This window comes from Mesorhizobium sp. M1307 (genome assembly GCF_040318155.1).
Lineage (GTDB): Bacteria > Pseudomonadota > Alphaproteobacteria > Rhizobiales > Rhizobiaceae > Mesorhizobium.
In genome coordinates this window covers 1-15556 of sequence record NZ_JAMYLR010000074.1, presented here as the reverse complement: position 1 = coordinate 15556, position 15556 = coordinate 1, and the positions used below count along the sequence as shown (strand labels likewise).

General features: G+C 63.6%; 15 protein-coding genes. 8 read left to right on the top strand and 7 right to left on the bottom strand.

Annotated features, from left to right (window positions below; translation table 11 throughout):
• The coding region (locus NKH16_RS33775) for a TadE/TadG family type IV pilus assembly protein (protein ID WP_502911782.1) at positions 1 to 280 on the bottom strand (280 nt) is incomplete at its 3' end.
• Positions 281 to 444: 164 nt separating this feature from the next.
• Here NKH16_RS33775 and NKH16_RS33770 point away from each other — a divergent pair.
• Together NKH16_RS33770 and NKH16_RS33765 are read left to right on the top strand one after the other, a co-directional pair.
• Positions 445 to 1770: an NAD(P)H-dependent oxidoreductase gene (locus NKH16_RS33770; protein WP_352634686.1), complete on the top strand. Its 1326-nt coding sequence runs from the start codon at positions 445 to 447 to the stop codon at positions 1768 to 1770.
• Positions 1763 to 1921 (top strand): hypothetical protein, encoded by a 159-nt coding sequence (locus tag NKH16_RS33765; protein ID WP_352589246.1) that lies wholly within the window; start codon positions 1763 to 1765, stop codon positions 1919 to 1921. The genes NKH16_RS33770 and NKH16_RS33765 overlap by 8 nt, the downstream gene beginning before the upstream one ends.
• A gap of 147 nt (positions 1922 to 2068) precedes the next feature.
• On the opposite strand, the gene proC is transcribed toward NKH16_RS33765, so the two are convergent.
• Positions 2069 to 2884 carry a pyrroline-5-carboxylate reductase gene (gene proC, locus NKH16_RS33760; protein WP_352683147.1) on the bottom strand — a complete coding sequence of 272 codons (816 nt, stop codon included), beginning with the start codon at positions 2882 to 2884 and terminating at the stop codon, positions 2069 to 2071.
• 226 nt (positions 2885 to 3110) lie between these two features.
• Here proC and NKH16_RS33755 point away from each other — a divergent pair, with 226 nt between their 5' ends.
• The 5 genes from NKH16_RS33755 (at position 3111) to NKH16_RS33735 (ending at position 7751) form a co-directional block, all read left to right on the top strand.
• On the top strand, positions 3111 to 3848 hold the full coding sequence (locus NKH16_RS33755) for a hypothetical protein (protein ID WP_352903778.1): 738 nt from the start codon (positions 3111 to 3113) through the stop codon (positions 3846 to 3848).
• Positions 3849 to 3884: 36 nt separating this feature from the next.
• Positions 3885 to 4019: a hypothetical protein gene (locus NKH16_RS33750; RefSeq protein WP_352450916.1), complete on the top strand. Its 135-nt coding sequence runs from the start codon at positions 3885 to 3887 to the stop codon at positions 4017 to 4019.
• A gap of 37 nt (positions 4020 to 4056) precedes the next feature.
• The gene (gene folD / locus NKH16_RS33745; protein WP_352450917.1) at positions 4057 to 4956 is read left to right on the top strand and encodes a bifunctional methylenetetrahydrofolate dehydrogenase/methenyltetrahydrofolate cyclohydrolase FolD; all 900 of its coding nucleotides are present in this window, start codon (positions 4057 to 4059) and stop codon (positions 4954 to 4956) included.
• Positions 4957 to 4972: 16 nt separating this feature from the next.
• Positions 4973 to 5971, top strand: a complete 999-nt coding sequence (locus NKH16_RS33740) for a GlxA family transcriptional regulator (protein ID WP_352903776.1) — start codon at positions 4973 to 4975, stop codon at positions 5969 to 5971.
• 112 nt (positions 5972 to 6083) lie between these two features.
• The gene (locus tag NKH16_RS33735; RefSeq protein ID WP_352450918.1) at positions 6084 to 7751 is read left to right on the top strand and encodes a vWA domain-containing protein; all 1668 of its coding nucleotides are present in this window, start codon (positions 6084 to 6086) and stop codon (positions 7749 to 7751) included.
• A 147-nt stretch (positions 7752 to 7898) separates the two neighbouring features.
• Here NKH16_RS33735 and edd read toward each other — a convergent pair whose 3' ends face one another.
• From edd to zwf, 3 genes are all read right to left on the bottom strand, one after another.
• Entirely contained in the window at positions 7899 to 9722 is a 1824-nt protein-coding gene (edd, locus tag NKH16_RS33730) for a phosphogluconate dehydratase (protein WP_352450919.1), read from the bottom strand.
• 73 nt (positions 9723 to 9795) lie between these two features.
• Positions 9796 to 10509: a 6-phosphogluconolactonase gene (gene pgl / locus NKH16_RS33725; protein ID WP_352450920.1), complete on the bottom strand. Its 714-nt coding sequence runs from the start codon at positions 10507 to 10509 to the stop codon at positions 9796 to 9798.
• Positions 10491 to 11960: a glucose-6-phosphate dehydrogenase gene (zwf, locus tag NKH16_RS33720; protein WP_254819279.1), complete on the bottom strand. Its 1470-nt coding sequence runs from the start codon at positions 11958 to 11960 to the stop codon at positions 10491 to 10493. The genes pgl and zwf overlap by 19 nt, the downstream gene beginning before the upstream one ends.
• Before the next feature lie 274 nt (positions 11961 to 12234).
• Between zwf and NKH16_RS33715 the strand changes: the two genes are divergently transcribed.
• A complete protein-coding gene (locus tag NKH16_RS33715; protein ID WP_352457073.1) occupies positions 12235 to 12981 on the top strand; it encodes an SDR family oxidoreductase in 747 nt (248 codons plus the stop codon).
• Positions 12982 to 13044: 63 nt separating this feature from the next.
• Here NKH16_RS33715 and NKH16_RS33710 read toward each other — a convergent pair whose 3' ends face one another.
• Together NKH16_RS33710 and NKH16_RS33705 are read right to left on the bottom strand one after the other, a co-directional pair.
• Positions 13045 to 13845 carry an SH3 domain-containing protein gene (locus NKH16_RS33710; RefSeq protein WP_352450923.1) on the bottom strand — a complete coding sequence of 267 codons (801 nt, stop codon included), beginning with the start codon at positions 13843 to 13845 and terminating at the stop codon, positions 13045 to 13047.
• A gap of 258 nt (positions 13846 to 14103) precedes the next feature.
• Positions 14104 to 15390, bottom strand: a complete 1287-nt coding sequence (locus tag NKH16_RS33705; RefSeq protein ID WP_352450924.1) for an NAD(P)/FAD-dependent oxidoreductase — start codon at positions 15388 to 15390, stop codon at positions 14104 to 14106.
• Between the last annotated feature and the right edge of the window lie 166 nt (positions 15391 to 15556).

The window sequence follows — 15556 nt, the reverse complement described above, 5'->3', positions numbered from 1 at the left end:
TCAGGCTGCTGTAATACCAATAGGAAGTCTCGATACCGAGGCCCGCACCGCCGACGACAATCGGCAAAGACAGAGCAAAAATAGTAGCAACGTTGCCGCTCTCGCCGATCGGTCGCATAGCGCGGAAAAAACACCTAAAAATGCGGGCACGCCAGTCCATTTCCCTATTAAAGCAGGATTGCATAAAAGAATGACTAAGAATTTCCGTACATTTCTTGGCTGCGATCCATCCGGGCTTAACGGCCCGTTCCGCCGCTTCAACGCGGGCCTTTGGCGCCACAGGACCCTCGTTAGTCCTTCGGCCGGGTGCATGTCTTCATAGGAACAATTCTGGTTTCCGGGGTCATGCGCAAGAAAAGACCGCCGCGGCCGGTTTCGATTGGCAATGGGTTGCCGTTCCCTGCTATTCCCGCTTCAAATCAAAAAGCAGTGGACGTTTCCAGTATGACCAATGTCGCCTTGACCGGGCTTGCCCGCGATCTTGCCAAGCGTGCCGCGGAAGGCCGCCCGGTGCGCATCGGCGTCATTGGTTCTGGCGAGATGGGCACCGACCTGGTGACGCAAGGCATGCTGATGCCGGGCATTTCGGTTTGCGCGATCTCGACGCGCCGCCCGCATACGGCGCGTGAGGCCATCCGCATTGCTTATGGCGACCAGGCGATGGCAGCCGAAGCGGACAGCGCTTCGAAGGTCAGCCAGGCGATCGAAAGCGGCAAGATCGCCATCACCTCGAACGAGATGCTGGTCACCAATCCGCTCATCGATGTCGTCATCGATGCCACCGGCAAGCCCGGGGTCGCCGCCGATTTCGACCTGATGGCGATGCAGCACGGCAAGCACCTGGTGATGATGAATGTCGAGGCCGACGTTACCATCGGCTGCTATCTAAAGCAGCAGGCCGACCGGCTCGGCGTCGTCTATTCGGTCGGCGCTGGCGACGAGCCGTCGAGCTGCATGGAGCTGATCGAGTTCGCTTCGGCGCTCGGCTACACCATCGTCTCCGCCGGCAAGGGCAAGAACAACCCTCTCAACCACGACGCCGTTCCCGACGACTACCGCGAGGAGGCGCTGCGCCGCAACATGAATCCGCGCATGCTGGTCGAGTTCGTCGACGGCTCGAAAACCATGGTCGAGATGTGCGCCATTGCCAACGCCACCGGGCTGGTGCCCGACGTTCCCGGCATGCACGGGCCCAAGGCCGATCGCGACGAGCTGGTCAAGGTGCTGATCCCGCGCGAGCAGGGCGGCATTCTGTCGAAGAAGGGCGTCGTCGACTACACCGTCGGCAAGGGCGTGGCGCCCGGGGTCTTCGTCATCGTCGAGGCGACGCATCCGCGCATCATCGAGCGCATGGACGATCTGCATATCGGCCACGGTCCCTATTACAGCTTCTTCAGACCCTACCATCTGACCTCGCTGGAAGTGCCGCTGACGGCCGCTCGCATCGCGCTTTACGGCAAGCCCGACATGGTGCCGCTGCCGCGGCCGGTGGCCGAGGTCTGCGCCGTGGCCAAGCGCGATCTGGCGGCAGGCGAGGTTTTCGATGCGATCGGCGAGACCTGCTACCGCTCCTGGACCATGACCGTCGAACAGGCCCGCGCCCATCGCGCCGTGCCAGTCGGTCTGCTCGAAGGCGGCAAGGTGCTGAAACCGGTGAGGAAAGGCGAATTGCTCACCGCCGACAATGCCGCGCCCGACCCGACGACCGGGCTGTTCGCCTTGCGCCGGCTGCAGGACGAGATGCTGTATGGGAATCTTGGTGATGGCTGAGGTCCGTGAATCCGAGTTGAAGCGGGAAAATGGACGCCCTTCTCTGGCAGAGCGGCTCGCGGCCATTGCCGATGATCTCAAAGCCAAAGCCGGCAAAGACGGGCGGCCCGTGAACAAGGACGAGATCGACGACTTGTGGGGACATCGCTGATATCTGTCGACATTCTAGGCTATCGCGATTTTGATGTCGGCAGGACAGTGGAGGGCGCGAAGGAACGCCGCGTAACGGCTTTTCTACCGGTTGCTATTGCCGAAAGGAACGGTCGACCATCACCGCCGACCGGCTCCCCCAGAAGCCCTACTTCCCCAGCTCGATAGACCGCAGCCGCGCCGCTTCCACCGCCTCGGTGAGCAGGCGCGTCAGCCGGTCCTCGCCCATCAGTACTGCAAGGGCCGCAGCCGTGGTGCCGTTGGGGCTGGTCACCTGCTGCCTGAGCACGCCCGGCTCCTCGCCGCTTTCGGCGGCCAGCGATGCGGCGCCGTAGACCGTCTGCATGGCCAAGAGCTTGGCAGTCCCGGTCGGCAGGCCGGCTTTCTCGGCGGCCACGGTCAGCGCTTCGATGAAATGGAAGATATACGCCGGCCCCGACCCGGAAACCGCCGTCACCGCATCCATCAGGGCTTCGTCGTCGATATCGGCCACGTGCCCGCTCGCCGAAAGCAGGTCGGCGACGAAGCGTTTAGTCTCGTCGGAAACCAGCCTGTTGGAAAACACCACCATCATGCCCTTGCCGATCGCCGCCGGCGTGTTGGGCATGCAGCGCACGATCGGCGCGCGGTCGCCGAGAATACCTTCAAACGTGGCCACCGGCGTTCCGGCGGCGATGCTAAGGAAGGTGGTCCGGCCATCGTTGAAGCGGATGTAACCAGCCGTCACGTCGCGGATCACCTGCGGCTTCACCGCAATGACGACGACGGTCGGCACGGCGTCCGCCGGGATGGCGCCGGCATCCGCGGCAGCAGCGCAGCCCAGTGCTTCGGCACGCTTGCGCAACTCGGCATTGGGCTCGACCACGAACACCGCAGCCGGAGCGAGCTTGCCGGCTTTCAGCCAGCCCGAGAGCATGGCGTAGCCCATATTGCCGCAACCGGCGAGAACAAGCCTGATCGTCATCAAAAGCCTCCCATAGAGATGGCTTCCCCATAGACGTTCGCGGCAGGGCGGGGAAGCCCTGTTGGGACCGTGATCAGGCGAAAACCCCGACCTTGCGGTTGGGATGCGCATGTAGTCGCGCTGCCGCGCGGCGACCAAATTAACCTTTTATTTCCTATGCCTGTTTAGCATCGCTTAACCAGTGGCGGTCGCTACGTCCCAGCCCGAGGGGAAGGCTCCAGAAACCATGGCTTATAGGAAAAATCGTGAACACTGGAGGAACGAGCAGTCCTTGCTGTCGCTCGTCGAGGCGGTGCGCGGCGAGGACGAAGCATCGCTGGTTTCGCTAGAGGACCGCGCAGGCCCGTCATGGCGCGAGGATGCCGCCACACGCCATCGTCTTGCCCGCTCGCGCCGCGAAGCGCGTGCCAGTCCGATCCTGTTGGCAGCCGCCGGCATAAGCCAGCCCGATCCTGATGAGCCAAAGGCCGGCACCATACTGATGGAAGAGGCTGCAGCTGCCGATGGGTTTTTCGACCCCGCTGGCTCCCTTGGCGGCCCCGATGCCGGTTCCGCCGATCACGCAGTATACCGGGCAGCGCCGCCTCCCGCTCAGCCGGTCGAGGTCGCGCGTACCAAACGTCCTGGTCCGATCGGTGCCGTGTTGTCGGCGCTGAGCCGGCTCATGCCTGGCAGAGCGCCGGAGGAGATGGCGTCCGGTGAGACTTCCGCCGCGACAAATTCCACCGCAGCGATGCGACCTGCGTTCCACCCGCAGCCGCTCTATGCCGGTCGGGCACCTTATCCGCAGCAACCCACGCCGCCGCATTCGGCCCGTACTCAGGCCTGGTCGAGGAAGGCAAATCAGGCCTCGGAAGCCGCCGATCAGCAAAGCCAGATCGAGGAAATCCGCGCCAGCCTGCGCGAATTCCGCGAGGTCGTTCGCGAGCTCACCGAAAACCGCACGCATCGCCGCTATTTCTGAGCGTCGAATAAAACATGCCGGTTTCGAGTTAACGGCATGGGACGGCGCATTGACGGGATTGCCCGGCTCGATTTTCGTGAAAATGCCGCGCTGCATGTCTGCCCGCAGCGCATGGTTCTGGGCAACGGCCTGCATAAAAGATATCTGGAGCGCGCCGCATGGATGTTTTAACGCGGCAGGCTTACGGGATAGGCGTCGAGGGTGGTTCATGGCTGAGTTGATTGACGGAAAAAGCGTCGCCGAAGACGTGGTGCGGCGGGTCAAGGCCCTGACCGCCGAACTGGCGGAAAAGGTCGGACGGCAGCCCGGTCTCGCCGTGGTCATCGTCGGCGAGGATCCGGCGAGCCAGGTCTATGTCGCCTCCAAATCCCGCACCGCCAAGGAATGCGGCTTCCATTCGGTTCAGCACACGCTGCCGGCCGAAACCTCCGAGCCGGACCTGTTGAAGATCATCGGCCAGCTCAACGCCGATCCGGCCATCAACGGCATCCTCGTGCAGCTTCCGCTTCCCGGCCATATCGATTCCGGCAAGATCATCCAGACCATCGCGCCGGAGAAGGATGTCGACGGCTTCCACTTCATCAATGTCGGCAAGCTCGGCACCGGCGAACTCGAGACCGCCTTCGTGCCTTGCACGCCGGCCGGCTCGATGCTGCTGATCGAACGCGTGCGCGGCAAGGACCTGTCCGGTCTCAATGCGGTCGTCGTCGGGCGTTCGAACATCGTCGGCAAACCGATGGCCAATCTTCTGCTTGCCGCCAATTGCACCGTCACCATCGCACACAGCCGGACCAGGGACCTGCCGGCGCTTGCCCGCACCGCCGATATTCTGGTCGCCGCCGTCGGCCGGTCTGAAATGGTCCGCGGCGACTGGGTCAAGCCTGGCGCCACCGTCATCGATGTCGGCATCAACCGCGTCGCCGCACCTGAAAAGGGCGAAGGCAAGACGCGCCTCGTCGGCGACGTCGCCTTTGCCGAAGCAGCGAAGGCGGCCGGCGCCATCACGCCGGTGCCTGGCGGCGTCGGACCGATGACCATTGCCATGCTGATGGCCAACACGCTAGCTTCCGCCTATCTCGCAGCCGGATTGAAACGGCCTTCCTTCTGACCAGAAAGCAGCGTCCTTGCCGAACCTCACTGTTCCCTTAGAACGGCCGGTCACCAATGATCCCGTTCAGGGCGGGCGGCAGTTCGGGTTTCTGTTGGTCGACAAGTTCTCCATGTTCTCGCTGGCCGCGGCAATCGACACGTTCCGGTCGGCCAACCGGCTGCTCGGCCGCGATTTCTATGGCTGGACTACGGTGTCGGCCGACGGCGACGCCGTCATGGCGTCCAACGGCCTGCCGCTCAAGATCGACTACGCGGTTGCCGATCTGCCGCCGGTCGATATCCTGTTCGTCTCGGTCGGGCTGACGACGGAATTTCCCGGCAAGAGCAAGGTGCTGGCAGCGCTGCGCAGTTGGGGCCGGCGCGGCAATGCGCTCGGCGCGCTTTCGGTCGGCTCCTATTTGCTTGCCGAAGCAGGCCAGCTCGATGGCTATCGCTGCACCATCCATTGGGAAAACCGCGCCGGCTTCCTCGAACGCTTTCCGGACATCAACTGCACCGGCAACGTCTTCGAGATCGACCGCAAGCGCTACACCTGCGCCGGCGGCACCACATCGATCGACCTGATGCTGGAGATCGTGCGCGGTGATTTCGGCTCGAGCCTCGCCAATGGCGTCGCCAACCAGTTCCAGCATGAGCGCATCCGCTCGGCCGGGGACCGCCAGCGCGTCGGCCCGGAACGCGACCTGACCGGCAAGTCGGAGAAGCTGCGCCGCATCGTCGAGCTGATGGCCGACCATCTCGACGAGCCGCTGTCGGCGGTGCAGCTCGCCAAGTCGGCGGGCCTGTCGGTGCGCCAGGTCGAGCGCCTGTTCCTGCGCCATCTCAGTGTGACGCCCGGGCGCTATTATATGCGGATCAGGCTCGAGCGGGCGCGCGAATTGCTGCGCCAGACCAACATGCCGATCCTCGACGTGGCAATCGCCACCGGCTTCACCTCGCATTCCTATTTTGCCCAGAGCTACCGGCTGCAATTCGGCCGGCCGCCTTCCGAGGAACGCCGCACGGCCTATTGAGGGTTTGGCAGAGAGGCGACGCAGCTTCGTACTCCGTCCGGGCTTGTGTCGCGACCCGGCGTCAAATAGCTTTCCGGCGCCGAGCGGCGGCGACTGACGGGGGAGATTTTTGATGGCGGGATTTGTGCAGAGCGTCGCTGCGGCGGCCCTGTTGCTGTGGACGACGGGGTTCGGCTTCGCCGCCGATCGCGTCATCGTCATTCTCGATGCCTCCGGCTCGATGTGGGCGCAGATCGACGGCAAGCCCAAGCTCGAAATCGCCCGTCAATCGCTGCGGAACGTGCTGCAATCGGTCCCGGCCGAGGAGGAAATAGGCTTCATGGCCTATGGCCATCGCGAGAAGGCCAGTTGCGGCGACATCGAACTCATCGTGCCACCGCAGGCAGGCTCGGCAAGTGCGATCTCAGCCGCGGCCGACAGCTTGAAATTTCAGGGCAAGACGCCGCTGACCGCTGCGGTCAAGCAAGCGGCGGAAGCATTGAAATACACCGAGGACAAGGCGACGGTCGTTCTCATCACCGATGGCATCGAGACATGTAGCGGCGATCCTTGTGCGCTCGGCAAGGAACTAGAGGCTGCTGGCGTCGACTTCACCGTCAATGTCGTCGGCTTCGGCCTGACGGCGGCCGAGGGCAAGCAGGTCGGTTGCCTCGCCGACAATACCGGCGGCAAATATATCGAAGCGTCGGATGAAAAGGCATTGCAGGACGCCCTCGTCGAGACCGTTGCGCCTCCGCCACCCGCCCCTGAACCGACTCCCGCCCCGCAGCCTGCTCCCCAGCCGGCGCCCGCCCAGCCGGCGGAGTCCAATTTCGTGCCCACCGTCGTGCTTGCCGAGGGTGGCGATCCCGTCACCGACGGCAATGGCTGGGAGATCTACAAGGCGAATTCCGACGGCACGCGCGGCGATCTCGTCACCACCGAATATGGCACCTACAAGGGCAATCTGGAGCCGGGCGACTATATCGTCGTCGCGCGTGCCGGCGAGGCCAGGGCCGAACAGAAGATCAAGATAGAGCCTGGCCAGGTCGCCAAACCGCACTTCAACCTGAATGCCGGCACGCTGGTCATCCACCCGCGGCCAAGCGAAGGAGCGGACGTTGATGACGGCGCGGCTGTCGTAATCGGCTATCCCGGCGTCGACACCCCGCCGACCTACTACGGTGACACGAAAGTCGTGCTGCCGGCCGGTGACCAGAAGGTGACGGTCACGATCGGCCAGGGCATGGTTATCGAGACGATCCCGCTTGCCGCCGGCAGGGTCATCGACAAGGACATCATCGTCGGCGTCGGGCGTATCGTCGCCAATGCACATTATGCTGCCGGCGGCGACAAGGCCGAGGGTTCGGGCATCGGCTTCAAAGTGCTCCAGGCGAAAAAGAACGTCGACGGAACCAGGCAGGAGGTGACTTATGCCTACGGTCCGGACAGCAAGTTCGATCTGCCGCCCGGCGATTATGTAATGGTCGCGACGGTCGACCTTGCGGTGGCCGAGCAGCCGTTCAGCGTCAAGGTTGGCGACCATCAGGATCTGAAGATCGCGATGAACGCCGGCATGCTGACGATAACCGCGCCAGGGGCCTCGAAGATCGAGATATTCGAGGCCAGGAAGGCCATCGACGGAACCCGCAAGTCGGTCGGCTACGCCTACGACCAGAAGTACCAAGCCACTCTGTCGGCCGGCGACTACGCGGTGGTTTCGGAGAAATCGGACAACAGCTCGAGGGAAGGCACGGTAACGGTCAGGGCCGGCGCGCGAGCCGAGCTGACGGTTCAGTAGATCTAATGCATGTCGCGCAAAAGTGTGCAGCGGTTTTGCGATAACGACATGCATAAAAACAAGATCCTAAAAGCGCGTCGCGTGAGGCCGATCGAACGCCACGCGCTTTAGGAGAGCGGCCACCAGCCGCTCTTCCATGTCGAAAAGTCACGCCGTACCGAAGGCGCTGGCGCCATGGTCGGCGCGTCCCACCAGCTGCCGGAACCCGGCGAAAAGCTCGCGGCCGAAGCCGAATTCATTGCCTATGAGATCGCTGTCCGCGGGGCGGCGCAGTGCGAAATCGCCGGCTGGCACCAGTACCTCCAGCGTCCCGGCCTCGGCGTCGAGCCTGATGATATCGCCGTCATGGATCCTGGCGATAGGCCCGTCCTCCGCCGCTTCCGGCGTCACGTGGATCGCCGCTGGCACCTTGCCTGAAGCGCCCGACATGCGGCCGTCGGTGACCAACGCCACATGCTGGCCGCGGTCCTGCAAGATGCCGAGCACGGTGGTCAGCCTGTGCAATTCCGGCATGCCGTTGGCCTTCGGTCCCTGGAACCGAATGACGGCGATGAAGTCGCCGGTCAGCGACCCCGCCTTGAACGCCTCGTTCAGGCCTTGCTGGCTGTCGAACACCTTGGCCGGCGCCTCGATGACGCGCCGCTCCGGCTTGACCGCCGATGTCTTGATGACGGCGTGGCCGAGATTGCCCGAAAGCACTTTCAGACCGCCGCTCGGCTGGAACGCCTTCTTGAACGGCGCCAGCACCTTCTCGTCCCCGCTCTCGCGCGGCGAAGCCTCGCGCACGACGCCGCCGTCGGCGCCGAGCCTGGCCTCGACCGCGTAGGGGCGCAGCCCTTCGCCCCACACCGTCTGCACATCCTCGTGCAGGATGCCTGCGTCGAGCAGTTCGCGGATCAGGAAGCCGAGCCCGCCGGCGGCGTGGAAGTGGTTCACATCGGCAAGGCCGTTCGGATAGACTCGCGCCAGCAGCGGCACGGCTTCCGAGATGTCGGAAATATCCTGCCAGGTAATGGCGATGCCGGCCGCCGCTGCCATGGCGATCAGGTGGATGGTGTGGTTGGTCGAACCGCCGGTGGCGTGCAGGCCGACGATGCCGTTGACGATCGAGCGCTCGTCGATCATCCGCCCGACCGGCGTGTAGGCGTTGCCGAGCGCGGTGATCGCCAGCGCCCGCTTCGTCGCTTCCCTGGTCAGCGCGTCGCGTAACGGCGTGCCGGGATTGACGAAGGAAGCGCCAGGCGTGTGCAGGCCCATGATCTCCATCAGCATCTGGTTGGAATTGGCGGTACCGTAGAAAGTGCAGGTTCCCGGCCCGTGATAGGATTTTGATTCGGCTTCGAGCAGTTCGGCCCGTCCCGCCTTGCCCTCGGCATAGAGCTGGCGGATCTTGGCTTTTTCGTCGTTCGGAATGCCGGTCGTCATCGGCCCGGCCGGGATGAAGAGCGCCGGCAGATGGCCGAAGGTCAGCGCCGCGATCACCAACCCCGGCACGATCTTGTCGCAGACGCCGAGATAGACGGCGGCATCGAACATGTTGTGCGACAGGCCGATTGCCGCGGCCATGGCGATCACGTCGCGCGAGAACAGCGACAGCTCCATTCCGGGCTGGCCCTGGGTGACGCCGTCGCACATCGCCGGCACGCCGCCGGCCACCTGGGCGATGCCGCCGGCCTCGCGCGCCGCGTCCTTGATCAGCCTCGGAAACGTCTCGAAAGGCTGATGTGCCGACAGCATGTCGTTATAGGAGGTGATGATACCGAGGTTCGGCACCCGGTCGCCGCCAAGCGCCACCTTTTCAGAAGGGCTGCAGACGGCAAAGCCGTGGGCCAGGTTGCCGCAGGACAGCACGGCCCGGTTGGCGGTGCGGTTCGAGGCTTCGGCGATGCGGCCGAGATAGGCCTCGCGACCGGGCTTGGAGCGCTCACGGATGCGCTGGGTGATGGCTTCGATATCGCGTCTTGCGGTCATGGCGGTCGGTCCTTTCAGGCGAGGTCCCGCAAACACCTTCCGGCTGTTGCCGGGACCTGCAGCCAAGTTGAGATCAGGGTGCCCAGAAAACCTCTACGGGCTTTTGAGTGGCATCGAGCACGGCGCGAATGGGCTTTCGTGTTCCAGTTCCAAGCGCGGCCTCGAATGCGCTGCGTTTTTCCGCGCCCTCGATATGCAGCGCGATGAAGGCGGCATTGATGATCCGCCCCAGTGACAGCGTCAGCCGTGGCTCGCCGGCGCTTGCCGCGTGAACCGGAAGCACGATCCTTTGCGACGACGGATCGAGCAATCTTGCCAGGTTGTCGGCATCCGGAAAGAACGAGGCGGTGTGGCCATCAGTTCCCATGCCGAGCACAACGACGTCGAGTGGCCAGGGCAGCACTTGCAGCGCCTCACTGTCGGAGACCGCTGCACCCTCGATACTTGCCGCGGCGTGGTAGAGCGGCACGAAATTCGCGGCGGCGGCCGCGTTCTGCAGCAGGTTGGCGGCAACCAGGCCGGCATTGGAGCGCGGCGATGAGGGCGGCACGAAGCGCTCGTCGACCAATGTTATCGTCACCTTTTCCCAGGCGATCGGAACGGTCGAAAGCGCCGCGAAGAATTTCGCCGGCGTCGTGCCGCCCGAGACCGCAAGCAGCGCCGTGCCGCGCTCGGCGATCGCCTTTGACAGACGGCCGGCGACGTGGCCGGCAAGCGCTGTCGCCAACTCCTGGCGTCCGGCAAATTCGTGCCAGTTGTAGGCGCCGCCTAGTTGCTCTCGTGCCATGTCCGCCCGTCGCGTTCGATCAGCGCAATCGAGGCCGAGGGGCCCCATGTGCCGGCGGTGTAGCCTTGCGCCTCTTGCCTGCCGCTCTCCCAGGCGTCCTGGATCGGGTCGATCCATTTCCACGCCGCCTCGACCTCGTCGCGGCGCATGAACAGCGTCTGGTTGCCACGGATGACGTCCATGATCAGCCGCTCATAGGCATCGGGGGCGCGGCCGTCGAAGGATTGCGCAAAACTCATGTCGAGCGGAATCTGGCGCAGTCGCATGCCGCCCGGCCCCGGGTCCTTGATCATGATGAACTGCTTGACGCCCTCGTCGGGCTGCAGCCTGATGACCAGCTGGTTGGCGGAAATCGGCCCGGCGCTCTCGCCGAAGATCGAATGCGGGATCGGCTTGAATTCGATGACGATCTCCGAAACGCGGGTCGCCAGCCGCTTGCCGGTTCGGAGGTAGAACGGCACGCCCGCCCAGCGCCAGTTGCCGATCTCGGCCTTGAGCGCAACGAAAGTCTCGGTGTTGCTGTTCTTGCCGAGTTCCTCGACATAGCCTTTCACCGGCCCGCCGGCCGAGGCGCCGGCACGATATTGCCCGCGCACCGTGTGCTTCGGCGCTTCGTTGCCGTTGATGCGCTTCAGCGCCCGCAGCACCTTCAGCTTTTCGTCACGGACGGCATCGGCGTCCATCGACGACGGCGCCTCCATCGCGACCAGGCAGAGCAGCTGCAGCATGTGGTTCTGCACCATGTCGCGCAATGCGCCGGCCTTGTCGTAATAGGTGACGCGGTCTTCCAGGCCGACCGTCTCGGCCACGGTGATCTGCACATGATCGACATTGGCGGAATTCCAAAGCGGCTCGTAGAGCGCGTTGGCAAAGCGCAGCGCCATCAAATTCTGGACCGTCTCCTTGCCGAGATAGTGGTCGATGCGGAAAATCTGGCTTTCATGGAAGTCGTCGCCGACCAGGTCGTTGAGCGCGCGCGCCGAAGCGAGATCGCGGCCGATCGGCTTTTCCAGCACGATGCGCGAATTCGGCGTGATCAGCCCGTGCTCCTTCAGCTTGTGCGAGATGTCGCCGAACAGCGCCGGCGCCACAGCCAGATAGAAAGCGCGGATGTGTTCGCTGTCGCCGATCGCCTTCTTCAGCCTGTCGAAGCCGGCACCTGTGGTTGCATCTGCCGGGACATAGGAGAGCCGCGCGAGGAACGTCTTCAGTTCCGTGGCGTCGATATCCTCCGGTTTCACATGATCGGCAATCGCCTGCCTGGCGAACGACTGGAATTCCTCGTCGGTCATCTTCGAACGTGATGTGCCGATGATGCGCGTCGGCTCGGAAAACTGGTGGTCGCGCTGCCGGTGGTACAGCGACGGCAGAAGCTTACGTTCCGACAGGTCGCCGGTGCCGCCGAAAATGATGAAGTCGAAAGGGTCGACGGGAATGATCTGGCTGGTCATGGTCTGTCCGCTGTGACGCCGGTCGCGATAACGCGGCTGATATAATCTAATCGATTTAAACTTGCCAGTGCCATTGCGTCACATCCGCGTGTGCTCTTGACACCGGCGCTGGCCGGAGGCTTGTCGGCAAGCGATGCTTCCGGCAGCGTTCGCAGGTGCAGCATAGAGCGGGATCAAGGCGAAAGCCAAAGCAGAAATCGGCAATGGACACACATCTTTCGATGGCCATGGCCAAACGCGTTTGCGATCGTCTTCAACGATGAGTGAGAAAAGCATGCGCCTCAAAAACAAGGTCGCCATCATCACCGGCGCTGCCTCGGGTTTTGGCGAGGGCATGGCCAGGCGCTTTGCCGAGGAAGGCGCGCGCGTAGTCGTCGCCGATCTGAACGCCAAGGGCGCAGAGCGCGTTGCCGGCGAGATCGGCGAAAAGGCGATCTGGACCCAGACCGACGTCTCGCTGCGGTCCGAATTGGACGACATGGTCCATGCTGCAATGAGCGCCTTCGGCCGCATCGACATCATGGTCAACAACGCCGGTTATACCCATCGCAACGGTGACATGCTGGAAGTCGACGAGGCGACCTTCGACCTGATCACGTCAGTCAACATGAAGGCGATCTACCACGCAGCGCTTGCCGTGGTACCGGTGATGGAGCGGCAAGGCGGTGGCGTCATCCTGACGACGGCCTCCACGGCCGGTATCAGACCGCGGCCCGGCCTCACTTGGTACAATGCATCGAAGGGCTGGGCGATCACCGCGACCAAATCGATGGCGGTGGAACTCGCGCCGAAGAACATCCGCGTCAACTGCCTCTGCCCAGTTGCCGGCGAGACCGGCATGCTCGCGAAATTCATGGGCGCCGACACACCCGAGATCCGCGAGAAGTTCCGCGCGTCGATCCCGCTCGGCCGGCTTTCGACGCCGCTCGACATAGCCAATGCCGCGCTTTGGCTCGCTTCGGACGAGGCGGCTTTCATCACCGGCGTGGCGCTGGAAGTCGACGGCGGGCGTTGTATTTGAACGGTCCGGTTATCCGGCGGAGGACCGGCTGATGGCGAGCGACCCGCAATCGCTCTGCCGGCCCTACGCCCCGGTTTTGACGTAGCTCTTATAGATCCAGCCGCGCTTGCCGTTGTAGACGATCTGGCACCATTGCTTGCAGCTCATCACTTGCACCGATGTCTTGGCCGGCACGGTGAGAATGGCGGCCGCATTCTTTTTTGGGCCGGTGCGCATGGTGACGGATCTCAGGATGCGTCCGGTACCGGCAGTATTGGCTTTTCCGGATTTTGCCTTGGTGCTGTTGTCGTCTTCGCTCGCGGTCTGCGTCGGCAGTTGCGGCTTGGGCGTGGGGATGGCGGCGGTCTGCGCGCCATCGGGCCCGCTGTTTTTCGTTGAGCTGCCGGGAGCCGCGACCTTGGCAAACAATGCCGCAGCGTCGGGTTTTGCTGCCGGGTCGGCGAATGCCACCGAAGCAGACGATTTTTCGGTCGCCTGCTCGGTCTGGCTTGCCAGCTGGTCGGATGCTGCCGTGGCGGCGGCCGATGCCGTCTTTGGCCCCGTCCAGCGCGGATCATTGGGAGCCAGCGCTGGTATCTCGGCTTCCGCTGCGGCCACCGCTGGGGAAACCGCATCTGCCTTGCCCGTCGTCCGCGGCGCCGCAGCAACCTTGGCAGGCATGATCTTCGTCGTCTTGACCGGGATGGTCGGAACGATCTGCTCAGGACTTGCGGCCGCTTGTCGCTCATTTGCCGGCAATGCCAGCCACAGTGCCACCGCGGCAACGCCGAGCAGTGCGGCCGTGCCAAGCGCGGCTATCACCAGATGCGCGTTCGACCGGACCCCGTGCCAGAACGTCGGCCGCATATCGTAACCGAATTGCATCGCAAGGCGCCGTCGTTCCGGCGCGCCGAAACTGAAGGGCTCTCTCACACTTGCCACCTCCATTTGCGGGCCGATGTTCTTACGACCCATGCCGGAGAGCCGGCATTTCGATCGGCATCGGTCCCAACCAAAAGCGGGCAGGCCCGCAAAAATTCCCCGTTCAGCTGCCCACGAGCATCATCTTTCGCCCGCGATTGTGGCATCACTGCGCCCTTGGCGGGAATTCTGCGTCCTCGTTAAGGATTCTGCAACGTCTGGTCAAATCCTGTCCCGCAACGCGTACCAGTTGAGCGCAAGAAAGAGCAGTGGCGCGCGCAAACGCCGGCCGCCGGGGAAGGGTGGAATTTTCAGGTCCTCGATCAGCTTCAGCCGGTCGCGGTTGCCGGCGACCGTCTCGGCATAAACCTTGCCGAAAAAGTTCGACAGCATGACGCCGTGGCCGGAATAACCGCCGATCGAGGTCACATTGGGCATCACTTCGCGCACGAACGGCTTTCTCGGCACGGTGATGCCGACATAGCCGCCCCAGCCATGCGTGATCTCAACGTCCTTCAGTGCCGGATAGATTTCGGCGATCTGCCGGCGGATGTGGATGTGGATGTCCTTGGGATCATTGACCGCATAGATCTCGCGCCCGCCAAACAGCAGCCGCCCATCCTTCGATTTGCGGAAATAGCGCACGACGAAGCGCGAATCGTCGACCGCCTCGCCACCCGGCAGTACTTTGGAATCGGCTCCCAGCGGTACCGTCGCGCCGATGAAGGAGCCGATCGGCATAATATGCGCGGCACTCACCGGTTCGAGCGTGCCCCCATAGGCGTTGACCCCGATCAGGCATTTAGCGGCGGTGATCGTGCCCTTCGGCGTCACAACCCTCACCTTGCCGCCGCCGGAGGTGATGCCGGTCGACGGCGTCTGCTCGAAAAGCTTTGCGCCGGCCTCTGCCGCGACTTTCGCGGTGCCGATCACCAGCTTCAGCGGATGGACATGGCCGGTGCCGGTGTCGCGGGTGCCGCCGAAATAATGCGTCGAGCCGAGCCGCTCGGCAGTCTCCGCGGCATCCATGAATGAGATGTGCGGATAACCGAACCGGTTTGCCATGATCTCGGCATGCGCCTTGTAGTCGTCGACATAGCGCTTCTTGTGCGCCACCGACATCTGGCCGGGCATATAGTCGATCTCGATCTGGTGCATCGCGGCAAAGTCGAGCAGGTGCGCCTTGGCCTCTTCGGCAAGGTCGAACAGCGCCTTGGCGCGGGAAAAGCCGTATTCCGCTTCCAGTTCCTCTGCCCAGGCCCGTTGTCCGGTGCCGAGCTGGCCACCATTGCGGCCCGATGCGCCGTCACCGAAACGATGCGTTTCGATAAGCACGACATCCGCGCCTGTCTTGGCGAGATGAGCCGCCGCCGACAGACCGGTAAAGCCGCCGCCGACAATCACCACATCGCATGTCCGGTCGCCGTCGAGCGCCGGATATTCTGGCCTTGGCCCGGCCGTGTCTTCGTACCAGGAGCGGCCGGGGGAGATTGGGGATTGGTAGGTCATGATGCTCGGCTAGGGGAGTAGGGGAGTAGGGGAGTAGGGGAGTAGGGACGAATGGCTGAGAAAACGGCTTCCTACAAGGATTTGATAGTCTGTCAGCAGGCAATCGACCTTGCTGTGGCCGTTTACGGGGCGACGAAATCATGGCCCAATGAAGAACTTTATGGAC